Annotated in this window: 21 protein-coding genes; 13 read left to right on the top strand and 8 right to left on the bottom strand. The window is 74.6% G+C overall.

The features are described from left to right. The first annotated feature begins 47 nt into the window (after window positions 1-47). From AB0M11_RS00480 to AB0M11_RS00450, 7 genes are all read left to right on the top strand, one after another. Window positions 48-1,253: a thiolase family protein gene (locus AB0M11_RS00480; protein ID WP_365699730.1), complete on the top strand. Its 1,206-nt coding sequence runs from the start codon at window positions 48-50 to the stop codon at window positions 1,251-1,253. Continuing rightward, window positions 1,250-1,945 (top strand): 3-oxoacid CoA-transferase subunit A, encoded by a 696-nt coding sequence (locus AB0M11_RS00475; RefSeq protein ID WP_365699728.1) that lies wholly within the window; start codon window positions 1,250-1,252, stop codon window positions 1,943-1,945. The genes AB0M11_RS00480 and AB0M11_RS00475 overlap by 4 nt, the downstream gene beginning before the upstream one ends. After that, window positions 1,942-2,586 (top strand): 3-oxoacid CoA-transferase subunit B, encoded by a 645-nt coding sequence (locus AB0M11_RS00470; protein ID WP_365699727.1) that lies wholly within the window; start codon window positions 1,942-1,944, stop codon window positions 2,584-2,586. Before AB0M11_RS00475 ends, AB0M11_RS00470 begins: the two co-directional genes overlap by 4 nt. A 312-nt stretch (window positions 2,587-2,898) precedes the next feature. After that, window positions 2,899-3,777: a dioxygenase gene (locus tag AB0M11_RS00465; protein WP_365699724.1), complete on the top strand. Its 879-nt coding sequence runs from the start codon at window positions 2,899-2,901 to the stop codon at window positions 3,775-3,777. Continuing rightward, complete coding sequence (locus AB0M11_RS00460) at window positions 3,777-4,850, top strand: maleylacetate reductase (protein WP_365699722.1); 1,074 nt, start codon at window positions 3,777-3,779, stop codon at window positions 4,848-4,850. The genes AB0M11_RS00465 and AB0M11_RS00460 overlap by 1 nt, the downstream gene beginning before the upstream one ends. 376 nt (window positions 4,851-5,226) lie before the next feature. Continuing rightward, window positions 5,227-5,898 carry an ABC transporter ATP-binding protein gene (locus AB0M11_RS00455; protein ID WP_365699952.1) on the top strand — a complete coding sequence of 224 codons (672 nt, stop codon included), beginning with the start codon at window positions 5,227-5,229 and terminating at the stop codon, window positions 5,896-5,898. A gap of 104 nt (window positions 5,899-6,002) precedes the next feature. Continuing rightward, window positions 6,003-7,007 (top strand): ABC transporter ATP-binding protein, encoded by a 1,005-nt coding sequence (locus tag AB0M11_RS00450; RefSeq protein ID WP_365699950.1) that lies wholly within the window; start codon window positions 6,003-6,005, stop codon window positions 7,005-7,007. 43 nt (window positions 7,008-7,050) lie between these two features. Here AB0M11_RS00450 and AB0M11_RS00445 read toward each other — a convergent pair whose 3' ends face one another. After that, on the bottom strand, window positions 7,051-9,954 hold the full coding sequence (locus AB0M11_RS00445; protein WP_365699720.1) for a hypothetical protein: 2,904 nt from the start codon (window positions 9,952-9,954) through the stop codon (window positions 7,051-7,053). Further along, window positions 9,951-13,322, bottom strand: a complete 3,372-nt coding sequence (locus AB0M11_RS00440; protein ID WP_365699718.1) for an ABC transporter permease — start codon at window positions 13,320-13,322, stop codon at window positions 9,951-9,953. Before AB0M11_RS00440 ends, AB0M11_RS00445 begins: the two co-directional genes overlap by 4 nt. A 157-nt stretch (window positions 13,323-13,479) precedes the next feature. On the opposite strand from AB0M11_RS00440, the gene AB0M11_RS00435 reads away from it, so the two are divergent. Beyond that, window positions 13,480-14,388 carry a TIGR01777 family oxidoreductase gene (locus AB0M11_RS00435; RefSeq protein ID WP_365699716.1) on the top strand — a complete coding sequence of 303 codons (909 nt, stop codon included), beginning with the start codon at window positions 13,480-13,482 and terminating at the stop codon, window positions 14,386-14,388. A 51-nt stretch (window positions 14,389-14,439) separates the two neighbouring features. Here AB0M11_RS00435 and AB0M11_RS00430 read toward each other — a convergent pair whose 3' ends face one another. From AB0M11_RS00430 to AB0M11_RS00415, 4 genes are all read right to left on the bottom strand, one after another. After that, on the bottom strand, window positions 14,440-14,967 hold the full coding sequence (locus AB0M11_RS00430; RefSeq protein WP_181808617.1) for an NUDIX hydrolase family protein: 528 nt from the start codon (window positions 14,965-14,967) through the stop codon (window positions 14,440-14,442). A gap of 42 nt (window positions 14,968-15,009) precedes the next feature. Next, a complete protein-coding gene (locus AB0M11_RS00425) occupies window positions 15,010-16,182 on the bottom strand; it encodes an amidohydrolase family protein (protein ID WP_365699714.1) in 1,173 nt (390 codons plus the stop codon). Further along, window positions 16,182-17,585 (bottom strand): glutamine synthetase family protein, encoded by a 1,404-nt coding sequence (locus AB0M11_RS00420; protein ID WP_365699712.1) that lies wholly within the window; start codon window positions 17,583-17,585, stop codon window positions 16,182-16,184. The genes AB0M11_RS00425 and AB0M11_RS00420 overlap by 1 nt, the downstream gene beginning before the upstream one ends. A 501-nt stretch (window positions 17,586-18,086) precedes the next feature. After that, the gene (locus tag AB0M11_RS00415; RefSeq protein ID WP_365699710.1) at window positions 18,087-18,557 is read right to left on the bottom strand and encodes a DNA starvation/stationary phase protection protein; all 471 of its coding nucleotides are present in this window, start codon (window positions 18,555-18,557) and stop codon (window positions 18,087-18,089) included. A 226-nt stretch (window positions 18,558-18,783) separates the two neighbouring features. Between AB0M11_RS00415 and AB0M11_RS00410 the strand changes: the two genes are divergently transcribed. The 5 genes from AB0M11_RS00410 to AB0M11_RS00390 all read left to right on the top strand — a co-directional run bounded on the left by AB0M11_RS00410 (window position 18,784) and on the right by AB0M11_RS00390 (window position 21,134). Further along, the gene (locus AB0M11_RS00410) at window positions 18,784-19,557 is read left to right on the top strand and encodes a sulfite exporter TauE/SafE family protein (protein ID WP_365699708.1); all 774 of its coding nucleotides are present in this window, start codon (window positions 18,784-18,786) and stop codon (window positions 19,555-19,557) included. Window positions 19,558-19,672: 115 nt separating this feature from the next. Next, window positions 19,673-19,837 carry a 50S ribosomal protein L33 gene (rpmG, locus tag AB0M11_RS00405; protein WP_181808961.1) on the top strand — a complete coding sequence of 55 codons (165 nt, stop codon included), beginning with the start codon at window positions 19,673-19,675 and terminating at the stop codon, window positions 19,835-19,837. Window positions 19,838-19,878: 41 nt separating this feature from the next. Next, window positions 19,879-20,139, top strand: a complete 261-nt coding sequence (locus tag AB0M11_RS00400; RefSeq protein WP_365699706.1) for a type B 50S ribosomal protein L31 — start codon at window positions 19,879-19,881, stop codon at window positions 20,137-20,139. A gap of 35 nt (window positions 20,140-20,174) precedes the next feature. Continuing rightward, window positions 20,175-20,297, top strand: coding sequence for a type B 50S ribosomal protein L36 (gene ykgO, locus AB0M11_RS00395; RefSeq protein WP_046728129.1), 123 nt, complete (start codon window positions 20,175-20,177; stop codon window positions 20,295-20,297). Between the two features lie 90 nt (window positions 20,298-20,387). Beyond that, the gene (locus AB0M11_RS00390; protein WP_365699704.1) at window positions 20,388-21,134 is read left to right on the top strand and encodes a cobalt-precorrin-6A reductase; all 747 of its coding nucleotides are present in this window, start codon (window positions 20,388-20,390) and stop codon (window positions 21,132-21,134) included. Between the two features lie 4 nt (window positions 21,135-21,138). Here AB0M11_RS00390 and cobF read toward each other — a convergent pair whose 3' ends face one another. Together cobF and AB0M11_RS00380 are read right to left on the bottom strand one after the other, a co-directional pair. After that, on the bottom strand, window positions 21,139-21,921 hold the full coding sequence (cobF, locus tag AB0M11_RS00385) for a precorrin-6A synthase (deacetylating) (protein ID WP_365699703.1): 783 nt from the start codon (window positions 21,919-21,921) through the stop codon (window positions 21,139-21,141). A gap of 43 nt (window positions 21,922-21,964) precedes the next feature. Then, window positions 21,965-22,477 carry a DUF309 domain-containing protein gene (locus tag AB0M11_RS00380; RefSeq protein ID WP_365699701.1) on the bottom strand — a complete coding sequence of 171 codons (513 nt, stop codon included), beginning with the start codon at window positions 22,475-22,477 and terminating at the stop codon, window positions 21,965-21,967. Window positions 22,478-22,503 lie beyond the last annotated feature (26 nt).

Here is a 22,503-nt window from a genome sequence, read left to right as displayed (position 1 = left end):
TATATACGTACTTCAGAATATCGCATCCCGCGACTAGCGTCTGAGTCATGAGCGCTTTCATCTATGCTGCCACCCGGACCCCGTTCGGCCGCTTCAACGGGGCGCTGGCCGGGATCCGCCCCGACGACCTCGCCGCTGCCGCGATCACCTCGACGCTCGCCGCGGTGCCAGACCTCGACCGTGCCGCGATCGACGACGTGGTCTGGGGCAACGCCAACGGCGCCGGCGAGGAGAACCGCAACGTCGGCCGCATGGCGGCGCTGCTCGCCGGACTTCCGGTGAGCGTGCCCGGCACCACGGTCAACCGGTTGTGCGGATCGAGCCTCGACGCGGCGATGACCGCCAGCCGGACCATCGAGTCCGGCGACGCCGAGGTGGTGCTGACCGGCGGCGTGGAGTCGATGACGCGTGCGCCGTGGGTGCTGCCGAAGCCGGCGAAACCGTTCCCGGCCGGCGACGTCACCGCCGTGTCCACCACGCTCGGCTGGCGGCTGGTCAACCCACGCATGCCGAAGGAGTGGACGGTCAGCCTCGGCGAGGCCAACGAGCAGCTCCACGACCGCTTCGGGATCTCCCGTGAGCGGCAGGACGAGTTCGCCGTCCGCTCCCACCAACTCGCCAACCAGGCCTGGGAGTCGGGCTTCTACGACGACCTGGTGACGCCGGTCGAGGGTGCCGATCTGACCCGCGACGAGGGCATCCGGCCCGGATCCACGCTTCAGGTGCTGGCGGGACTCAAGCCGGCCTTCCGGACGCCGGAGCAGGGCGGCACCATCACCGCGGGCAACTCCAGCCCGCTCAACGACGGCGCCTCCGCGGTGCTGCTGGGCAGCGAGCGGGCGGCGGCCACGATCGGGGCCGATCCGATCGCCCGCATCGCCGGCCGCGGCGTGATGGCGCTGGAGCCGCAGGCCTTCGGCTACGCCCCGGTCGAGGCCGCGAACCGGGCACTGGCACGGGCCGGGATCGGCTGGGACCAAGTGGGCGCGGTCGAGCTCAACGAGGCCTTCGCCGTGCAGTCGCTCGCCTGCGTCGACGCGTGGAAGATCGACCCCGCCATCGTCAACCAGAAGGGCGGGGCCATCGCGATCGGGCACCCCCTGGGCGCCTCGGGCGGCCGCATCCTGGCCACGCTGGCCAAGGTGCTGCGCGAGACCAGGCAGCGCTACGGCGTCGCCGCGATCTGCATCGGAGTCGGCCAGGGCCTGGCCGTCGTCCTGGAGAACTGCGACGTCGCGGGGGCGGACCGGTGAGCCGGGCGCAGGTGGTCGAGAGCGCCGACGCCGCGGTCGCCGGGATCGAGGACGGCTCCACCGTCCTGGTCGGCGGCTTCGGCCTGGCCGGGATGCCGTTCGACCTGATCGAGGCGCTCATCCGGCAGGGTGCCGAAGACCTCACGATCGTGTCCAACAACGCCGGCAACGGCGACGTCGGCCTGGCCGCGCTGCTGGCCGCCGGACGGGTGCGCAAGGTGCTCTGTTCCTTCCCGCGCCAGGCCGACTCGTGGGTCTTCGACGACCTCTACCGCGCGGGGAAGATCGACCTGGAGGTCGTGCCGCAGGGCAACCTCGCCGAGCGGATGCGCGCCGCCGGTGCCGGCATCGGCGCGTTCTACTGCCCGACGGCGGTGGGCACACCGCTGGCCGAGGGCAAGGAGGTGCGGGAGATCGACGGCCGTACCTACCTGCTGGAGTACCCCATCAAGGGCGACTACGCGCTGATCGGAGCGCACGTCGCGGACACCATGGGCAACCTCGTGTACCGCAGGACGGCGCGCAACTTCGGGCCCGTCATGGCCACGGCGGCGACCACCACCATCGTCCAGGTCGACCGGATCGTCGAGCCGGGCGAGCTCGACCCCGAGGCCGTCGTCACCCCGTCCATCTACGTCGACCGGATCGTCCAGGTGGCGGCCCGGCACTACACCGTGCAGGGGGCACGATGACCACCGTGTCCAGCGATCACCGACTCTCGATGGACGAGCTGGCCGCCGTCATTGCACGCGACATCCCGGCCGGCGCTTTCGTCAACCTCGGCATCGGCCAGCCCACCAAGATCGCCGACCATCTGCCGGCCGGCTCCGGGGTGGTGCTGCACACCGAGAACGGCATGCTCAACATGGGGCCGAAGGCCGAGGGCGACGCGGTCGACCCCGACCTGACCAACGCCGGCAAGGTCCCGGTGACCGAGCTGCCCGGGGCGGCGTACTTCCACCACGCCGACTCCTTCGCGATGATGCGCGGCGGTCACCTCGACGTCTGCGTCCTCGGCGCGTACCAGGTCGCCTTCGACGGCGACCTGGCGAACTGGCACACCGGCAGGCCCGACGACATCCCCGCCGTCGGCGGCGCGATGGACCTCGCCATCGGCGCCAAGGACGTCTACGTCATGATGACGCTCTTCACCCGCTCCGGAGAGCCCAAGCTCGTGCCGCGGTGCACCTACCCGCTCACCGGTGTCGGCTGCGTCAGCCGTGTGTACACGGACCACGGCGTCTTCGACGTCGGCCCCGACGGCGCGCGGATCAGGGAGACGTACGGCGTCGACGCCCGCGAACTCGCGGAGCGGCTCGGCATCAGGCCGTGAGGCCGCCGGGCCGCCGTGAGCTCGCCGGGCCGCCGTGAGGCCGTCGTCCGCCGGCCCGGCAGCCGCTCGGCGCGGCCGAAGGGGGGCGGGCCATGCGCCATTCTTGTCCTCGCAGCACTCGATCAACAACGGGCGACGAAGGCGCTGCGCAGGTGCCGGCTCCCGGCGGACCGCGGACCAGTCTGTCGGAACCCGTCGCGGCGATTCGGCTGCCGGCCGTGCTCCGCGGCTGTCGCCCCGGGGCGCGTCTGCGTAGCGTCTCCTCAGCCACGGCCCCAGCCGTGGCCCGCACGCCACCACTGGAGGTTGCTCATGCCCGGCACCGACGAAGCCGCCGAAGCCGTCACCACCGCGGTCGTCGACAGCTTCCGCGACACACCGGACCCGCGGTTGCGTGAGCTGCTCCAAGGACTCGTCCGCCATCTGCACGGTTACGTCCGTGAGCTGCGTCCCACGATCCAGGAGTGGGAGTACGCCGTGGACTACCTCACCGCGGTCGGGCAGACATGCGATCCCACCCGCCAGGAGTTCATCCTGCTCTCCGACGTGCTGGGGGTCTCCATGCTGGTCGAGACGGTGAACGAGCAGGGCGGCGGCACCGAGAGCACCGTCCTGGGGCCGTTCCACGTCGTCGCGTCCCCCCGGCGCGAGATCGGGGACACCATCGACCTGATGGGCACCGGAACACCCTGCGTGGTGTCCCTGCGCGTCAGGTCGGCGGACGGCAGCCCGCTGGCCGGGGCGAGCGTCGATGTCTGGCAGTGCACCGAGGACGGCTTCTACGACGTGCAGCAGCCCGACGTCCAGCCGCCGGGCAACGGACGCGGTCTGTTCAGGACCGACGACGAAGGCCGGCTGTGGTTCCGCACCGTGGTGCCGAGCCACTACCCCATTCCGACCGACGGCCCGGTGGGAGTCCTGCTCGGCGCCACCGCGCGTCACCCGTACCGCCCGGCGCACATCCACTTCATCGTGGAGGCCGACGGCCACCGGTCCCTGACGACGCACATCTTCGTCGCCGACGGCCCCTACCTGGACTCGGACGCCGTCTTCGCCGTCAAGGAAGGCCTCGTCGTCGACTTCACCGAGGTCGACGACGAGCAGAGGGCGCGCGCGTACCAGGTCGCCGCGCCGTTCCGCGTCGCCGAGTTCGACATCACCGTCGAACCCGCCACGAGTGAGGACGCCTGATGAACACCCCGCTCGACTTCACCTACCAGGCGCTGCCGATGCGCGTGGTGATGGGCACCGGCGCCCTCGCCCGGCTCGCCGAGGAGATCGACCGCGCCGGCCTGAAGCGGGTCATGGTGCTGTGCACGCCGGGACAGCGGCAGCTCGCCGAGACGGCCGCCGGCCTGATCGGGGCCCGAGCGGCGGACATCCACCCGCACGCCCGTATGCACGTGCCCGCCGAGGCGGCGGCCGAGGCCCAACGACGCGCGCACGAGGTGAACGCGGACGGCTGCGTCGCCATCGGCGGTGGCTCGGCGATCGGTCTCGGGAAGATCGTCGCCCTGAAGTACGGCCTGCCGGTCATCGCCGTACCGACGACGTACTCCGGGTCCGAGATGACACCGGTCTGGGGGCTCACGGAGAACGGCGTCAAACGCACCGGCCGGGATCCGCGCGTCCTGCCCGTCTCGGTGCTCTACGACCCCGCGCTCACCCTCGCCCTGCCGACGGCCGTCTCCGTCACCAGCGGCATGAACGCGATCGCGCACGCGGTCGAGGCCCTCTACGCACCGGACGCCTCCCCGGTCGTCGACCTGATGGCCGAGGAAGGCGTACGGGCGCTGGCCGCCGCCCTCCCGGACGTCGCCGCCGACGGCACCGACCTGGCGGCCCGCGCCCGTGCCCAGTACGGCGCCTGGCTGTGCGGCGCCTGTCTCGGTGCCACCACCATGTCGCTGCACCACAAGCTCTGCCACGCCCTCGGCGGCACCCTCGACCTGCCGCACGCCCCCACCCACACCGTGGTCCTCCCGCACGCCCTCGCCTACAACCAGGACGCGGCACCCAAGGCGGCCGCCGCACTGGGCCGCGCCCTGGGCACCACCGCCGACCCGGCCACGGCCCTGTGGCACCTCGCCGGCCGGCTCGGCGCCCCCCGATCGCTGCGGGAACTCGGCATGGCCGAGAGCGACATCGACCGGATCGTCCAGGTGGCGCTGGCCAACCCCTACGCCAACCCGCGCGAGGTGACCGCGGAGGGCCTCGGCAGGCTCCTGCGCGCCGCCTGGTCCGGACAGTCCCCGCACTCCTGAGAGCGACCGGGGTACCGCGGCTCGCGCTCCGGGCGAGGTCGTCGCCACGATCGTTCGACGTCACCACGCTGCTCGCCGTGCTGTCCGGTCTCCCGGCGGGGTGCCGGTTCACGGGCAGGGTCGGCAGGGCGCGTTTCCGTCCGTGTTCGTGATGCCGGCGCAGCCGGGGGGCGCCGCGGGTGTCGCAGGGCGTTGCGGGCCAGGACGTCCGCGGCGGCCCGCGCTCGGCCACCGTGCCGATCTTCCGGCGGAGGTACGGCATGCCCTACGGTGCGGAGGCGGAGCCGCTCCGGTCGGGGCGGTCGGGGCGGGAGGAAGCGTGAGCAAGCAGACCAGTGGTCGCGCCGTGGCGGACCGCGCGACGCCGGCCGGCGCCATGGTGGTGGTCGAGGACCTGCGCCGCACCTACGGCAGCGGTGACACCGCCGTCCATGCCCTGCGCGGTGTCTCCTTCACCGTGCCGCGCGGTGAACTGGTCGCCCTCAGAGGCCGTTCCGGCTCCGGCAAGACCACCGTGCTCAACCTGGTCGGCGGTCTGGACACCCCGGACGGCGGCCGCATCACCGTGGACGGCACCGACGTGGTCGGCCTCGGCGCCGACGAGCTGCTGGCACTGCGCTGCGACCGCATCGGCTTCGTCTTCCAGTCCTTCGGCCTCATCCCCGTGCTGACCGCGGCCGAGAACGTCGGGGTTCCGTTGCGCCTGCGAAAGGTGCCGGCCCGGGACCGCGAAGCCCGCGTCGCTCTGCTGCTCTCCCTCGTCGGCCTCTCCGGCCACGCCGACCAGCGCCCCGGCGAGCTGTCCGGCGGCCAGCAGCAGCGGGTCGCGGTCGCCCGGGCGCGCGGCAACAACCCCGCGCGGCTGAACGCCGCCGAACCCACCCCCCCCCGCGACGCCGACACCCGACACACCCAGATGAACAAGAAGCGCCCCCGCGTCCGCAGCGAATCCGTCACCGCGCTGGTCGCCACCCACGACACGCAGCTCCTCGAACTCGCCGACCGCGTGCTAGAACTCCGCGACGGCCGCATCGTGGCGGACACCTGACGGCACGGCACTATCCTGACCGCTGTCCGACAGCGTTGTCCGAAGACCTCACCTCCTCGGGGGACCTTGTGCCAGTTCACGAACAGCCGGTCGGGGCACCGGACTTGGCCGAGCTGCGCCGACGGGCCGCGGCCGCCGCCGCGCCGCGCCGCGAGGCGGGGCTGGTCGTCTGCGAGAACCTGGTGCGGATCTACCAGACCGAGGGCGTCGAGGTACAGGCGCTGCAGGGCCTCGACCTGACGGTGGCCGAGGGCGAGATGATCGCGGTGGTCGGGGCGTCCGGCTCCGGCAAGTCCACCCTGCTGAACATACTCTCCGGCCAGGACGTGCCCACCGCGGGCGCCGCCGAGGTCGCCGGACACGACCTGCTGGCGATGAAGCGCCGCGAGCGGCTCGGCTACCGCCGCCGCACGGTGGGCTTCGTCTGGCAGCAGACCTCCCGCAACCTGCTGCCCTACCTCTCGGCGGCGGAGAACGTGATGCTTCCGATGACGTACACCGCAACCAGGCGTTCCAGGCGCCGGGCCCGTGCGGAGGAACTGCTCGACCTGCTGTCCGTCGGGCACTGCCGGGACCGCACCCCCGACACGCTCTCCGGCGGCGAGCAGCAGCGGGTCGCCATCGCCGTCGCGAGCGCCAACGAGCCGCGGGTGCTGCTCGCCGACGAACCCACCGGCGAACTCGACACCGCCACCAGCGACGACGTCTTCGCGGCGCTGCGCCGGGCCAACGAGGAGCTGGGCGTCACCGTGGTCGTGGTCACCCACGACGCGCTGGTGTCCGAGCAGGTCCAGCGCACCGTACGGATACGCGACGGCCGTACCTCGACCGAGGTGCTGCGCCGGGTCGCCGCCGGCGAGGACGGTGTCGAGGTGCTCACCGCCGAGGAGTACGCGGTACTCGACGCCAGCGGTCGGCTGCAACTGCCGGGTGAGTTCACCGAGCGCCTGCACCTGCGCAAGCGGGTGCGGCTGGTCCTGGAGAGCGACCACGTCGGGGTGTGGCCCGACGAGGCCGCGCGGCGGGCGAGGGCCGACGCGCAGGAAGCGGCGAACGGCGGCCCCGAGCACCGAGGCCGCGGAAAGACCGGAGAGCCCGAAGAGCGCTGAGCCTCCCGCGGGTGAGCCGTGGGCGGGACCGGGCACCTGCCCCTCAGACGAGGCGCAGTACGGCGCCCAGTCCGCGTCGGCGGGCCATGACGGTCTCGGTGACCGCGGCGGCCAGGATCAGCACCGCCACGCCCGCGACCAGGGCGACGGTCAGCGAGTAGTCGGTGCGCAGCGCCGGCTGGCCGGGGCCGCCGGTGAACTGCCGCAGGTCCAGCGTCCGCGCCACGAGCCGGGGTTCGAGCAGGCCGAGCAGGGTGCCGCCGACCGCCGAGGCCACCGCCAGGGGAAGCAGCTGCAGGACGTGCAGCGCCCCGGCCTCCTTGCCGCCGAGCCCGAGCGTGCGCAGGAACGAGGTGGTGCGGCTGCGCTCGTGGGAGGTGAGGGTCAGTTCCAGGACGAGCGCGAGCAGGCCCGACAGGGCCGCCAGGATCGAGCCGGCGGTGTAGATCGTGCCGAGCCCTCGCGTCAGGCCGTCCGCGCGCAGCGCGCTCAGGGTCTCGGAGCGGACGCGGATCCGGGCCGACGACCCGAGCGCCCTGGCCGCCGCCGACCGCAGTGCGGCGGGTGCGCCGGCGGCGGGACTCTCGCCCTTGAGCAGCAGCACGGTGCTTCCGGAGGGCTGCTCGGGCAGCCACCGCTCGGCGGTGTGGGTCGTGATCAGCATCGGCGTCCCCGCGGCGAACTGCGCGGTGACCGGCCCGAGAAGGGGGTCGCGCAGGTCCGCGGCGGTGAGGGTGCCGACCGGCTCGAAGGCCACGTCCACCGGGCGCTGCCCGTCGGCCTCGATCGTGGCGGTGAAGCCGCCCGTGCGCTCACGCTCCCGCAGGCCCGGCGAGAGGAGGGACGGCAGCGGGGCGTGCACGCCGGCACGGGTCCCCGCCGGACCGGCCAGCCGGGAGAGCAGGGCGGCGGCCAGCGGCGACCGGGGAGCGACGGCGGCCAGCTGCCGGGGATCCACGGTGATCACGGCGGCCGACGGGATCACCGCGCCGTCGGCCTGTCCCGCCAGGTCGAGGGTGTACAGATGCTGGAGGGCGGTGCGGGTACCGGTGGTGCCGGCACCTGGCGCGGGGGCCACGGTCCCCGCGGTGGTCGCGCTCGCGTCGGCGCCGGCGGTCCACGCGGCGCCGGCGTCCAGCCCCTCGTCGATCGTCCGGTGCACGAGGCCGCCGAACACGGCCGTGCCCAGGGTCAGCACGAGGACGAACAGGGCCAGCCCGGTCGCCGGGGCGTCGTGAGCGGCACGGGCCGCACCGAGGAAACCCACCGCTCCCCGGCGGCGTCGGGTGTGCCGCAGCACCGGTCGCATGAGGAGGGGGTAGAGCCGCAGCAGCAGGAGGACGACGGAGAGCGCCACCAGCACCGGCACCGCGCCCAGGATCCCGTCGGGACCCTGCGAGCGCAGCGCGACCACGCCCGCCGCCGTCGCGACCAGCACCGTCAGCTCCAGCACCACGCGCCGGCCGACGGCGAGGTTCCGGCGGGAGCGGCGCAGCCGGCCGGGCGTGCGCGGCTCGCGGACCGCGAGCCACGTCAGCAGCGGCACGGTCAGCGCCACCACCGCGGCGGCGAGGACGGCGGGCAGCGGTCGCGGTGACCCGGACGTGCCGGTGGGCGCGAGGGCCTCTCCGGCCGCCCAGCCGATCAGCGCGGAGGCCACCACCACCGGCCAGGCGACGGCGGAGCGCAGCAGCACGAGCCGCGTGGTGGACGCGCCCCGGGCACGCTGCAGGCGCAGGTGCGCCTCCCTCCGGCGCAGCAGGAGCCGTACCGCGACGGTGACGGTGGCCAGCGCGACCGCGGCCACCGCGTCGACGGCGAACGTCGCCAGCTCCCTGGCCTGCCGGTCCTGCGCGGTGAAGGAGTCGAGCAACGGCGTCAGCGAGTCGGTCACCAGCAGGGGCCCGGTCGCCTGGCCCTCGACGAGGCAGCCGAGGTCGCCGGTGATCGGGTCGGCCCCCTGGCACAGCGCGGCGCTCAGGTCCGCGCTGTAGTGGGAGAGCGGCCCGGTCAGCGAGCGGGCCCGGTCCAGCGCCGCCCCGGACAGGTCGGCACGGAGCTGCCAGGTCACCCGCGGGCCGCCCACCCCGGCGCCGGCCAGCAGGTCGGCGGCATCGACGCCGACGAGGCCGCGGACGGCGAGGACCGTGCCCGAGGAGTGCTCGGCCGGGTAGCGTGACGGCTGGTCCAGCGTCTCCTGGCCCGACCAGAAGCCGTCGGTCCCGGCCGTGGTGCGGTAGACCCCGCTCACCAGCAGCACCGCGCGGGGCGGTGCGCTCTGCACCCCGAGCGTCTTGGCGAACTCGAGGGTCAGCCGGCTGCCGACCCGGACGCCCAGCGCCCGCGCGGTGGCCTGCGACAGCCCGATCTGGGGCGGGGTGCCCAGCGGTGTGTGGTCGGCCGGCGGGTGGCCGCTGACGTAGCGCAGGTGGGCCCGCGCGGACGGCAGATGGCTGACCGTCAGCTCGGTGCCGGCGTCGGCCGGACCCGGCGGCCGCGGTGAGACCAGGGACGCCTGGTCGTAGTCGTAGCTGCCGCCGGTGAGGGTCAGGTGCCGGGCGGCGGGGCCGCTGAGCTGCTCGGTGAGGCTACGGCCGGCACCGAGCAGACTGGCCATGTCCACGGCCGGCGGCACGGTGTCGAAGACCTCCGGAGTGGTGCTCAGGCTGATCAGCGGCCCCTGCTCCTGGGCGGCCTGGACCCGCTGCCGCAGTGCCCGGTCCTCCTGACCGCCCGCGAAGGCGGGTCCCCAGGCGCACAGCGCCGTCAGCACCAGGACCACCACCGCCAGGCAGGCCAGCAGCGGCAGGTCGCCGCGGCTCTCCCGGCGTATCAGGCGCCGCGTCACCGCCCCGCTCATGCCGGTGGCCCGCGTCACCGCCCGGCCCGTCCCGGCGGCCCGTGTCGGCGGCGGTCCCTTCCGGTCGTCCCCGGCCGCCCGGCTCAACGGTCCTCCCCGGCTCGTAGCACCCGCACCAGTTCGACCCGGGCCAGCAGCCGGGCCAGCGCCAGCACGACGGCGCTGACGGCCACGGCGGTCACCACTCCGGTGAGCGCCACGGTGCCCCAGGGGAGGACCAGCGGCAGCGGCGGGTACGGGGCCTGCCCGTCGTCGTCCACGGTGACCAGGGGCAGCGCCGCCGAGGCCAGGGCCGTGCCCGTCAGCGCCCCGGGTACCACCGCGAACAGCGCCAGTCCCAGTTGCTCGGCGCCCAGCAGCGCGGACAGGCCGCGGGCCCGGACGCCGATCGCCCGCAGCAGGGCGAATTCCGTGCGGCGCCGGCGGGCGGAGACCACCGCGTGCACCGTGAAGGCGATGACCGCGAAACCAGGGGCCAGATACCGGACCAGTTCCAGCACCCGGCGCAGCCCGCTGCGGAACGGGTCGGCCCGCAGGGACGCGGCGGTGCGGGCCGTGGTGGTGACGCGGCCCAGCGCGGGCTGCGCCTCGGCGGCCGCCGCCGTGCGCGCGCTGTCGGTGCTGCCGAGCCACCAGAACGCGGGATCCTCCTGGTCGGCACCTGCCCGGGTCAGCGCGGTGGCCAGCCGGCGCTGGTCGGAGACCAGATGGCCCTGGCCGCGGCCCAGTCCGGGCAGCGCGCCGACCCGGCCCACCACCTGGGCGGTGACCTGGGCACCGCCCAGGTCCAGCGTGGTGGTGCCGCCCACGCGCAGGCGTCCGTCGCGCAGCGCCGAGTCGTCGGCGCGCACCGGCAGCGGCGCGGGCCGGCCGGCCGGGACCGCCACCAGTCGCAGTCGGCTGCCCGGCCGGGTCGCGTAGTCGCTGCCGGCCAGGACACCGAACGCGTCCTCGCTCGCCTGGGAGGGCCGGATGCCGGTGCTGACGGTGGTCCGGAGGATCCCGGAGCCACTGTGCTCGACCGAGCACACCCCGGGGGTGCCGGGACCGTAGTCGCCGGTCGGCTTTCCCCGGCACGCCCCCGCGGCGGACGCGTAGGCGTGGTCCGTGGCGTCGGTCCAGACCTGCCCGGCGGGCAGCCGGGTGACCCAGGTGTCCGCGGTGTCGCGCGCCCCGACCCGGAACAGGTCCAGGTCCAGCCGCGCGGGTGGCACGCCCGGCTGCGGCAGCACGCTGACGGCGGTCACCGTCAGCGGGTACTCCCGCGGCCGGCCGCCGCCCAGTGCCACGTCCAGCGGGACCACGAGGGTGTGCCTGGCTCCGTCGGCGGCGGGCAGCCGGACGGTCACGGCGCTCACGACGCCCGACGCGTCCTGCACGGTCAGGCCGAGGCTCGGCGCCGCCCGGCTGCCGTCGCTGCGCAGCCGCTCGTCCAGCAGCAGCGCGGCGGGCCGCCCGGGCAGCCGTACCCCCGCGACGGCCGGGGACGGGGTGCGGGGAGCGGGACCGCCGATCGTGCCCACCAGTTGCTCGGTGGCGCCGCCGGGCAGGTTCACCGTCGACTGCGTCACCGGGGTCACGGAGGTCACCCCCGGCAGGGCCCGATAGGCGGCGCCCAGCACGGCGGCGGGGTAACTGTCCTGGGCGGCGGGGGAGATCCGCACGTCCGCGCCGACGGCGAACGCGGCCTCCTCGGACGCCAGGCCGTTCAGACAGGCCAGCGCGGTCGTCGCGAAGGCGCTCACCGACACGGCCAGGCACATCAGCACCACCGGGCCCGCGTTGCGCCCGGCCCGCCGGCTCACCTGCCAGCCGGCCAGCGCGAGGACGAGGCCCCGGCCGCGACGGCCGAGCGTGTCCAGCAGGCGGGAGGTCAGCGGCAGCAGCCGGAGCAGCAGGAGTGCGGCGGCGCCGGCCACCAGGGCCGGCACCAGGACCAGCACCGGGTCCGCGGACGCGCCGCCGGTGCCCAGGCCGGCGAGGAGCGAGCGGTGCCGCCGCAGTTCCAGAAAACCCAGGGCGGCGACGGCCGCCAGCGCCAGGTCGGCGCCCAGTCGCTGCGCGGCGGCGGCCCGTGCGCCGCGGGCCGGCCGCGCCCGCGACGACGGCAGCACGGGCAGCAGCACCGCCGCGGCGTGCACCAGCAGGGCCAGGCCCACCGCCGCCCACGCGCCGGTGCCCCGGCCGCCGGGGTGCAGCAGCCCGGCCAGGAAGGGCGCGGCGACGGCGGCCGGGACGCCGGTGAGCGCCCACTCCGCCGCCGCGCCACGCAGCAACCGCGGGGTGCCGGCGCCCCTGGCCCGCTGGAGAGCCAGCTCGTCGCGTCGGCTCACGGTCAACTGGCGGGCGGCCAGCACCAGCGTGGCCAGGGCGAGGGCGGCCAGCATCACGCCCGGCAGGTACAGCGAGGAGCGGGCCGCCACCATCGGCACCGTCAGGTCGTCGATCGCGCCCGGCAGTCCGGAGACCACGGTCAGGTCGGCCAGCGACGGCTGCCGCCCGCGGAACACCGACACGCGGCTCTGGCTGCCGGAGAAGGCGCGCGCCCGGTCGTGCAGGGAGGCCAGGCTGCCCGCGTCGACACGGGAGAAGTCGGGCTGCACACTCCAGTGGGCCGTCAGCTGGCCGTTCAGTACGGCGCTGCCGTTGAGCGCCGGCGCCGACACCACCAGCAGGTGCTGGTCGGCGGTCTCCCCCTGGGTCAGGTCGCCGGCCATCGCGGGCCAGAACCCGACGGCACCGGTGGCCCGGAAGACACCGGTGATCCGCAGGGTCATGGCGCGCCCGAAGGCGTCCTTCACCTGAAGGCGGGCACCGGCTGCGATGCCCAGACGTCTGGCGAGCGCGTCGGGCACCGCCGCGTCGACCGGGGCGGTGGAGCCGGTGGCGACCCGGACGTCGGGAAGCGAGGTGAATGCGGCGGCCGGGGCGTCGGCGGCGCCGGCCGGCCACCGCCCGGCGACCAGACGGCCGAACCTGCCCCCGTCCTGCACCGCGACCGGGTGCAGCCCGCTGCCCCCGGGACCGCGCGGCGGACCCATGACCCCGTCGATCCCGGTCACCGAGACCGGTGACGTGCCCAGCAGCCCCACAGAGGTCCGCTGCGGCACCCCGGCGAAGACCCGCGCCGCGGCGGCCCGCACAGCGCGGTCGGCGGCGGCCATTCCCCCCGCCCGGAAGGACGCGCTGACGCCGACCTGAGCGTCGGGGTCCGCGGCCAGCCGCCGTACGGCGCCCGCCTGCACCGAGTTGCCCGCGAGCGCCGCGAGGGCGGCCAGCGCCGTCGCGCACAGCAGCACGGTCACCGCGACGGAGGACAGGACCAGTCCGTGCCGCACGGCCCGCCGGACGACGACGGGAAGCCGCTGCGGGGCCCGGCGCGGAGCCTCCGGGTGGCGCCGCGACGAAGACGTCGAGGCCGTGGCGACCACACGAACCCCCGCAGTATCGACCATGTGACGGTGACGGTGCGTCACAGTCCTACCAGGAGTAACCCCGACCACACAAGAACACCGGTCTCCGCGGTCGCACTGATCCCCGCGATCACCGATCCCCGCAGTACTCTGGGCAGCGAGGTTTGAATTATCAAACATTCGCTCATCGGAGTACGTCATGCGCGTCGCCATCACCGGGTCCACCGGGCTCATCGGATCCACCCTCACCCGTTCCCTCCTCGCCGACGGACACCGCGTCCTGCGGCTGACCCGCGGCCGGACCGCGGCCCGCGCGGCGGACGGCAGCGAATCCGCGCTCTGGGAACCCGGCGCCCGGCTGGACCCGGCCGTCCTGGCCGGTGTGGACGCAGTGGTGCACCTGGCCGGAGCGGGAATCGGCGACCGGCGCTGGACCTCGGCGTACAAGGACGAGATCAGGCGCAGCCGCATCGAGGGCACCAGGACCGTCGCCCAGGCCTGTGCCGAGGCGGCCGTGCCGCCCCGCGTGCTCGTCTCGGCCTCGGCCACCGGTTACTACGGTGACACCGGCGACCGTGTCGTCACGGAGTCCGACCCGGCCGGAGATGACTTCCTGGCCTCGGTCTGCGCCGACTGGGAAGCCGCGGCCGCTCCGGCCGAGCGGGCCGGCGTCCGGGTCGTGCACCCGCGCACCGGCCTCGTGGTCTCTGCCGACGGCGGCGCCTGGGGCAAGCTCTTCCCGCTCTTCCGGTTCGGCCTCGGCGGCCGGCTCGGCTCCGGTGACCAGTACTGGCCGTTCATCGCGCTGCCCGACCACATCGCCGCCCTGCGCCACGTCATCGACAGCGACGACATCGCCGGTCCCCTCAACTTCACGGCCCCCGAACCGCTGACGAACCGTGAGATCACCCGCGCGATGGGCCGGATCCTGCACCGGCCCACCCTCGCCGCCGTCCCCGCCTTCGCGCTGCGGACCGTCCTCGGCGAGTTCTCCGACGGCATCACCGGCAGCTGCCGAGCCGTCCCGGCCGGTCTGCTGAAGGCCGGGTTCACCTTCCGGCAGCCCGGCATCGACGAGGCGTTGCGTGCCGCGCTGTCCCGGCGCTGAGGCGCCCGGCACGCGGCACACCGGCCGGGGACCGGGCCCCCGGCCGGCTGCCTAGCTCACGAACCCCACATGGGCCAGGGCCTGCTTCAGCAGCACGCCGTGACCGCCGGGCATCTCGCTCTGCACGGCCTCCAGCATCGCCTCCTGCGGACTGAACCACACCAGGTCCAGAGCGTCCTGCCGGGGCCGGCAGTCACCGGTGACCGGCACGATGTAGGCCAGCGACACCGCGTGCTGACGGGGGTCGTGGTACGGGGTGACGCCCAGAGTCGGGAAGTACTCGGCCACCGTGAACGGCTGCAGCGAGGCCGGCACCCGGGGCAGCGCCACCGGGCCCAGGTCCTTCTCCAGATGGCGCAGCAGGGCGTCGCGGACCCGCTCGTGGTGCAGGACCCGGCCGGAGACGAGGGTCCGGCTGACCGTGCCGTCCGGGCCGATGCGGAGCAGCAGCCCGATGCTGGTGACTTCGCCGCTGTCGTCGACGCGCACGGGCACGGCCTCCACGTACAGGATCGGCATGCGGGCGCGAGCCATCTCCAGCTCGTCGGAGGACAGCCAACCGGGCGTGGTTTCGGTCATGTCAGACATTGCTTGATCATACTTTCCGGACGGGGCGCGCGGTCAGTCGCGGCCGGGGTCGGGTGCGCGCGGTCGGTCGCGGCCGGGGTCGGGTGCGGGAAGTCCGTACAGGCGACGGGCGTTGTCGCGTCCCGTCCAGGCGGCGATCCGTACCGCGTCGGCGAGGCTCAGTTCGTCGGCGTCCACCCGCTCCTGGAGCAGTCCGGCCAGCCCCTGCCGGAAGGACAGCGCGCCCAGGTGGTGGAACTCGGCCACACCATAGGCGTCCGAGCTGTACAGCAGTTTGCGGAACGGGGTGATCTCCATCGCCTCCGCCAGCACCGCCGCGGCCCGTGCCGGGCCCACGTGGTGCAGGGTGAGCCCGACGTCCAGGTGGACGTGCTCGAACACCGCGGCCAGATAGGCGGCTTGGCGCTGGTAGGGCCAGCAGTGCAGCAGGAGCACCGGGACGGTGCCGGTGGTCAGCCGCAGCCAGTCGGTGAGCAGGGCCGGGTCCGCGTGGTGCAGCCGCAGGTCCGAGTCCCCGAAACCGGCGTGGAGCTGCAGGGGCAGCCCCAGTCCGACGGCGGTCCACAGCAGATGGCGCATCAGCACCGGGTCCGTCAGTCCGCCGCCCCGGGAGAACCACAGCGCGGCCGCGCGGGTCACCTCCGCGGACGTCGGCCGCGCCGGGTCCAGTGCGAAGCCGGTGCGGTAGGCGGCCACCGACTTGACCGCGACCACACCGGGCCGCCGTACCGCCTCCTCGGCCGCCGCCCGGAAGGCGGCCGCGTACCCGGCCGCCGCGATGCCCCGGCCGGCCACCTCCTCGGCGACGCTCTCCAGCCGTACCACCTCGCAGGCGCGCGCACCGGCCGCCGCCGCGAGGTCGGCGGGGGAGGTGAGCGGGTGCGGGGCGTAGCCGGTGTCCACGCAGAACGTCTCGGTGCGCGCGGCCACCAGGAACCGGCGGTTGACCTCCCGCCAGCCCAGTTCGGCCCGGCGCGCCAGGTACTCGGCGGCCGGCGCGTGGCGGTCCAGGCCGAGCAGGGGCGCGCAGTGCCGCCGTACGGCGATGCCGGCCGGGCTGTCGAACGGCGAGACGCCCGGCCAGGCCTCGCCCTCGGTCAGCAGCGACTCGAACTCCGGTCCGGTGAGGTCGGCGGTGACCGCGCCGTGGCAGTGGTGGTCGACGAGGGGCAGCGCGTCGAGGGCTTCCCGGATCGGTCCCGGCATCAGTACTTCCAGCGGTAGGCCGCCGCCACCCCGGCGTCGTCCAGGCCGGCCACGGCCGCCGCCTCGCCCTCGCGCACCGCGATCACCGCGTCCGCGAGGACGGGGCCGAGCGCGGTGCGCAGCACCTCGTCCTCGCGGAACTCCTCGACGGCCTGGGGGAGCGAGGTCGGCAGCCGCCGCACGCCCCGGGCCACCGCCTCGTCCGGGACCAGCCGGGCCGGGTCGCCGTGGACTTCCTCGGGCAGCGCCGCGGCCGAGGCCAGTCCGTCGAGTCCGGCGGCGATGGCGCAGCCGAGTGCCAGGTACGGGTTGGCGGCCAGGTCGACCGGTTTGATCTCCAGGTTGGCCTCCTGGCCCTGGTGACCGGTCGCGCCGGTGACGACCCGGACCCCGGTCTCCCGGGTCTCCCGGCCCCAGGCCGTGAACACGCCCGCCCACTGGGAGGGCCTGAGCCGCAGGTAGCTGGCCGGGCTCGGCGCGGTCACCGCCGTCAGCGCGGGCAGGTGCGTCAGCAGCCCGGCGACGAAGGACTCGACCGCTGCCGTCATGCCGTACCGGCTCTCGCCTCCGGCGTGCAGGTTGACGCCCTGGCGCCACAGGGAGAGGTGGAGGTGGCCGCCGTTGCCGACGCCCCGCTCGACGACGGCCGGGGAGAAGGAGGGCCGCAGGCCGTGCTTCTGCGAGACGGCGCGGATGGTCTGCCGGACCAGCACGCTCTGGTCGGCCGCCGCCACCGGGTCCAGGGCGGTGGTGGAGAGCTCGAACTGGCCCGGCGCGTACTCGGGGTGCAGCTGGGCGACCGGCACCTCCTGCTTCTCGAAGGCCGCGAGCAGGTCGGCGGTGTAGTCGCTCAGCTCGATCTGCCGGGCCGCGCCGTACGCCGGGCCCGAGGTGGCCGGCACGAACTCGTCGGCCGGCGCGGCGGCCCGGCCGAGCACCCACTCGATCTCGATGCCCGCCCTGAAGGTGATGCCGTGCCGGTCCTCGGCGTCGGCGACGACCCGGCGCAGGAAGGTGCGGGCACACCCGGGGTGCCGTTCACCCTCCTGGGTGATCCGGTCGACGGGCGCCCAGGCCCAGCCGGGCTGCGCGGCCAGCACCACCAGCCGGTCCAGGTCCGGGTGGAGGCGCAGATCGCCGTCGGGCGAGCCGAGCACGTCGGTACGCACGATCGCGTCGTTCGCCAGGAAGGTGTCGAACACCGGGGACATGCCGACACCCCAGGCCACCGCCGGCTGCAGCCCCTGCCAGGGCACCGTCTTCACCCTGCACACCCCGGCGGTGTCCACGAACGCCAGCACGATCCCGCGTACGCCCTGCGCGGACAGTTCGTGGGCGAGGGCGTGGGCCCGGGCGAGCTCGCCGGGACTCCCGCCGGTGACGGGGGCGGCCAGGGGTGGCATACGACGTCCTCCTCGACGGGCTCGGATGCACGCGTCCCGGTCAGGGTTGCACGGCGAGCGCGCCGAACTGCGCTACCGACGCCGGGGAGTCGGCCCCGGCGACCGCCCCCCGCACCCGGTGGCGGCGTGCCGTACCCGGTGGCCGCCTGCCCCGTGCCCGGTGGCCGCGTGCCGTGCCCGGTGGCGGCGTGCCGTGCCCGGTGGCCGCCCGCCGCACTCGGCGACCGCCCGCCCCGCCCCGGCCACGCTGTGGCCGGCCGCCGTCGCGGCGTCCGGTGATCGTCGTGTCACGGGAGCCGCTCGGACCGGGTCGACGGTCGGACAGGGCGTACGGGCGTAGGGGGCGGCTTCGGCGGTCGGTCGCCGTGGGCCGGCATCGGTCCGGTCGCCGCGTGGAACGCGACGCCGCCCCCGGCGGCACGCTGGGCGCGCTGTCGAGGGCGGCGGGCGGCTGGACGGTGCGGATGCTCCGGCTGCCGCTGGGGACGTGCCGTTCTCGCCTCAGCTGTTCTCGGCGACGAACATCCAGCGCTGCTTCTCCAGGTCGGCGGTGAGGGAGATCAGCAGGTCCTGGGTGACCGGGTCCGGTTCGTCGGTCGCGGCGACGCGCTCGCGCAGTCGGCCGATCGCCGCCTCCAGGGTCCGCACCATCAGCTCCACGACCTCGTCGTCACGCAGCCAGCCGTCCTTGGCGCCGGGCAGCGAGAAGGCCGCGGCGATCGTCTCCGGACGGCCGTCCGGCGGCACGCCCAGGGCGGCGGCGCGCTCCGCGACGGTGTCGGCGTAGGTGCGCGCGGTGGCGACGACCTCGTCGAGCTGCAGGTGGATCGAGCGGAATCGCGGTCCGACGATGTTCCAGTGCGCCTGCTTCCCGATCAGGGACAGTCCGAGCAGGTCCACCAGGGTCTCCTGGAGGGCGTTCCCGGTGATCCGGAGCGCCTCGTCGGGCAGTGTGCTCTTCACCACGGACATGGTGCGCGTCTCCCTTCTGAGCTGTGCCGTCTTCGCTGCGCGGGTGCCCCGAGGTCACTCCGGCAAACGCCCGTGACCTTGGCGGGGACCGGGCCGGCTCCGCCGGGACGAAGGGCGGTGCGGCCCTCTGCGCAGCCCGTCCGCGGGCGCCCCGGTCCGTGCCGGGACCGATCGGCGAGACGGTACTTACACCATCGGGTTGTCCGGACATAACATCGGTCCCCGCATGGACATCATGACGCTCTGGCACATATCCGGCCGGGGGTTCGCCGCCCTGGCACTCGCCGCGCTGCTCGTCGGCTTCTCCAAGACCGCCGTCAGCGGGGCCAACACCGTCAGCCTCGCCATCTTCGCCGCGGTCCTCCCGGCCCGCGCCTCGACCGGCGTGCTGCTCCCGCTGCTCATCGCGGGCGACGTACTGGCCGTGGCGACCTACCGAAGGCACGCCCACTGGCCCACCCTGTGGCGGCTGTTCCCGGCGGTCGCGGCCGGCGTGGTGATCGGCACGGTGTTCCTGGTCTGGGCCGACGACGGCGTCGTACGGACCTCGATCGGCGCGATCCTGCTGCTGATGGCCGGGGTCACCGTGTGGCGCCGCCGCACGGCCGACCGCCCCGACGAGCCGGACGCGGTCACCACCCGCGCGGGCCGGGTGAAGGCCGGTTCGTACGGCGTGCTCGGCGGCTTCACCACGATGGTCGCCAACGCGGGCGGCCCGGTGATGTCGATGTACCTGCTGTCGGCCGGCTTCCGGAAACTCGGCTTCCTGGGCACCTCGGCGTTCTTCTTCCTGATCGTGAACGTCTCCAAGGTCCCCTTCAGCGCCGGTCTGGGCCTGATCGACGGCCGCTCGCTGCTCCTCGACGCCGCGCTCGTGGTGTTCGTCGTCCCCGGCGCGCTCATCGGCAGATGGGCGGTGCACCGCATCAACCAGCGGCTGTTCGAGCAGCTCGTCATCGCGGCGACCGTCGTGGGCGGCCTGCAGCTCCTCCTGCGCTGACCGTCCCGGGCCGGGTCGCCCGGCCCGGGAATGCGGAGAGGGGAGGCGTTGTTGCAGAGGTCGTGAATGACATGCTCGGATCAAAGATCCCGGGTGTGGGCGAAAGGAGGACCTCATGGCACGCAGCACCGCGCGTCCCGTCGTCAAGCTGAAGTCGACGGCAGGGACCGGCGTCACCTACGTGACCCGCAAGAACCGCCGGAACAACCCCGACCGGCTGGTCCTGCGCAAGTACGACCCGGTGGCCGGCGCGCACGTCGACTTCCGCGAAGAGCGCTGAAGCCGAGCAGAAGCGCACCGTCAGCCCAGAGAGGAAACCCCATGAAGGCCCGCATTCATCCCGCGTCCCGCCCCGTGGTCTTCCGCGACCGCGCCGCGGACACGGCGTTCCTGACCCGCTCCACCGCGGACTCGTCCCGGACGATCGAGTGGGAGGACGGCAACACCTACCCCCTGATCGACGTGGAGATCTCGTCCGCGTCGCACCCCTTCTACACCGGCAGGGCGCGGGTGCTGGACAGCGCCGGCCGCGTGGAGCGCTTCGAGCGTCGCTACGGCCGTACCGCCGCTGCCCGCGGCTGACCCGGCCCGGTGACCGACCCGAGGAGAACAGAACCATGAAGGTGCGCAAGTCCCTGCGCTCACTGAAGGCCAAGCCCGGCGCCCAGGTGGTCCGCCGACGGGGCGTGGTCTACGTGATCAACAAGAAGGACCCCCGCTTCAAGGCCCGCCAGGGCTGACGAAGGCCCCGGCACCCACGACGGCCGCCCGGCACACCGGGCGGCCGTCCCGCGTCACACCGCCCGCTGCCGACCCCGTACGCTCCCCCCATGTCCCCGCATGTGCTCGTCCTCGGTGGGACCGCCGAGGCTCGTCGGCTGGCTGGTGAGTTGTCGGTGCGTGGCGGGGTGCGGGTGACGACCTCGCTCGCGGGGCGGGTCGCGCGGCCGGGCTCGTTGGCCGGGGAGGTGCGCATCGGCGGGTTCGGCGGGGTGGCCGGGCTGAGCGACTGGATCCGTGCCCACCGCGTGGACGCCCTGGTGGACGCCACCCACCCCTTCGCCGAGACGATCACCGCGAACGCTGCACACGCGGCCCGCGCCACCGGGGTCACCTCCGTCGTCCTGCGCCGCCCCGGCTGGCAGCCGCGTCCCGGTGACGACTGGCACCCCGTCCCGTCGCTGCCCGCGGCCGCCGCCGCCCTGCCCCGCTTCGGCCCCCGGGTCTTCCTGACCACCGGCCGCCTGGGCCTGTCCGCCTTCGCCCACCTGACCGACCGGCACTTCGTCGTACGGTCCGTGGAGCCTCCCGAGCCTCCGCTGCCCCGGCACACCGAAGTGCTGCTGGCGCGTGGACCGTTCACCGTGGCGGACGAGACCGCGCTGCTCCAGGGGAACCTGATCGACGTCCTGGTCACGAAGGACAGCGGAGGAGCGGCCACCGCCGCCAAACTCACCGCCGCACGGGAGCTGGGGCTGCCCGTGGTCGTCGTACGGCGGCCTCCGCTGCCGGACGGCGTGACGGCCGTGCCGGACGTCGCCGGCGTACTGGAACGGCTCGGGTTCGGCACCGCGTGAGCGCTCAGCCCTCCTCCGGGACCTCCGGATGGCGGCGCAGCAGATACGTGTCCATGATCCAGCCCTTGCGCTCGCGGGCCTCGGCCCGCAGCCGCTCGATGCGCGGGCCCGCCTCGGCGATCGGACCGGAGACCAGCAGTTCGTCCGGCGTGCCGAGATACGCGCCCCAGTAGATGTCGATGTCCTGGTCCGCGTACCGGCGGAAGGCCTGGTGGGCGTCGAGCATCACCACCACGTCGTCCACCCCGTCCGGCAGCCCCTCGGCGAGCCGCCGCCCGGTGGTGATCTGCACCGGCCGGGCCACCCGGTTCAGCCCCGTGCGGTGCCGGGCCGCCAGCGCCGAGACACTGCTGATGCCGGGCACCACGTCGTACCCGAACGCCACCGTGCCCCGGGCCAGCACCTCCTCCAGGATCGCCAACGTGCTGTCGTAGAGCGCCGGATCGCCCCACACCAGGAAGGCGCCGGTCTGGTCGGCGGTCAACTCCTCCCGGATCAGCCGCTCGTAGATGTCCGCGCGTGCGCTGCGCCAGTCGCCGACGGCCGGCGAGTACGCACCGCCGCCCGCGGACCGGTCGCGCTCCGGGTCCCGGGCCTCGACCAGCCGGTAGCCGCCGTCCGGCAGGTGCGTGTCGAGCATCTCCCGGCGCAGCCGGGTCAGGTCGCTCTTGACCTCGCCCTTGTCGAGCAGGAAGAACACGTCCGTGCTCCGCAGCGCCCGGACCGCCTGGAGGGTGAGCTGGTCGGGGTCGCCCGCACCTATACCGATGACATGAATCTCTCGCACGCCCCCGAGTCTGCCGCATGGCTCTGACCTCGGGTCACTCCGGTCACCGGGTGCCGCGCAGCCGGGGCGCCTCGTCTCCCGCGTCGACGCTGCCGGCGCCGCTCTCCACCCGTCCGGCCAGCTCCCACGCCCACCGCGCGAGCCCGGCGACATCGATCCCGTGCGGCCGTGGCACCCCGCCCCCGGCCGCCCACTCCTCGACCGCGCTCGCGCCGCGCCGCAGCAACCGCGCCCCGCCGGTCACGTTCCCGCGGGCCGCGTGCGTGAGCCCCACCGCGAGCTGGGCCAGCCCCCGCCACAGGGTCCGCTCGGCCTCGGGCCCCGACTTCCAGGCGTCCTCGAACACCTCGTGCGCGTGGAACGGCTTCCCCGCGTCCAGCAGGGCCTGCGCCTCGGTGACCGTCTCCTCCGGGGTCCGCACCACCCCCTCGGGCTGCCGCTCGACGCCCGGCGCGCCGTACGGCAGCGGGCGCCCCAGACCGTCCCGCGGCCGCGCGTTGCGCGCCCGCCCCTCGGCGTCCCGGTCCCGTGCTCCTGTCCCCGCGGCGTCTTCCATGCGACCGATTCTCCCTCCCCGCCGCC

The sequence above is a fragment of the Streptomyces sp. NPDC051987 genome (genome assembly GCF_040680735.1).
GTDB lineage: Bacteria > Actinomycetota > Actinomycetes > Streptomycetales > Streptomycetaceae > Streptomyces.
The sequence above is the reverse complement of the archived record's forward strand: the minus strand, read 5'-3'. Positions and strand labels throughout refer to the sequence as shown.

Bases quoted from the DNA above. Each gene is read 5' to 3' on its own strand.
- ykgO (WP_046728129.1), top strand. From the start codon at position 20,175: ATGAAGGTGCGCAAGTCCCTGCGCTCACTGAAGGCCAAGCCCGGCGCC.
- AB0M11_RS00435 (WP_365699716.1), top strand. From the start codon at position 13,480: ATGCGCGTCGCCATCACCGGGTCCACCGGGCTCATCGGATCCACCCTC.
- AB0M11_RS00465 (WP_365699724.1), top strand. From the start codon at position 2,899: ATGCCCGGCACCGACGAAGCCGCCGAAGCCGTCACCACCGCGGTCGTC.
- AB0M11_RS00420 (WP_365699712.1), bottom strand. From the start codon at position 17,585: ATGCCACCCCTGGCCGCCCCCGTCACCGGCGGGAGTCCCGGCGAGCTC.
- AB0M11_RS00390 (WP_365699704.1), top strand. From the start codon at position 20,388: ATGTCCCCGCATGTGCTCGTCCTCGGTGGGACCGCCGAGGCTCGTCGG.
- AB0M11_RS00455 (WP_365699952.1), top strand. From the start codon at position 5,227: ATGGTGGTGGTCGAGGACCTGCGCCGCACCTACGGCAGCGGTGACACC.
- AB0M11_RS00470 (WP_365699727.1), top strand. From the start codon at position 1,942: ATGACCACCGTGTCCAGCGATCACCGACTCTCGATGGACGAGCTGGCC.
- AB0M11_RS00430 (WP_181808617.1), bottom strand. From the start codon at position 14,967: ATGACCGAAACCACGCCCGGTTGGCTGTCCTCCGACGAGCTGGAGATG.
- AB0M11_RS00400 (WP_365699706.1), top strand. From the start codon at position 19,879: ATGAAGGCCCGCATTCATCCCGCGTCCCGCCCCGTGGTCTTCCGCGAC.
- AB0M11_RS00480 (WP_365699730.1), top strand. From the start codon at position 48: ATGAGCGCTTTCATCTATGCTGCCACCCGGACCCCGTTCGGCCGCTTC.
- rpmG (WP_181808961.1), top strand. From the start codon at position 19,673: ATGGCACGCAGCACCGCGCGTCCCGTCGTCAAGCTGAAGTCGACGGCA.
- AB0M11_RS00415 (WP_365699710.1), bottom strand. From the start codon at position 18,557: ATGTCCGTGGTGAAGAGCACACTGCCCGACGAGGCGCTCCGGATCACC.
- AB0M11_RS00380 (WP_365699701.1), bottom strand. From the start codon at position 22,477: ATGGAAGACGCCGCGGGGACAGGAGCACGGGACCGGGACGCCGAGGGG.
- AB0M11_RS00410 (WP_365699708.1), top strand. From the start codon at position 18,784: ATGGACATCATGACGCTCTGGCACATATCCGGCCGGGGGTTCGCCGCC.
- AB0M11_RS00425 (WP_365699714.1), bottom strand. From the start codon at position 16,182: ATGCCGGGACCGATCCGGGAAGCCCTCGACGCGCTGCCCCTCGTCGAC.
- AB0M11_RS00440 (WP_365699718.1), bottom strand. From the start codon at position 13,322: ATGGTCGATACTGCGGGGGTTCGTGTGGTCGCCACGGCCTCGACGTCT.
- AB0M11_RS00460 (WP_365699722.1), top strand. From the start codon at position 3,777: ATGAACACCCCGCTCGACTTCACCTACCAGGCGCTGCCGATGCGCGTG.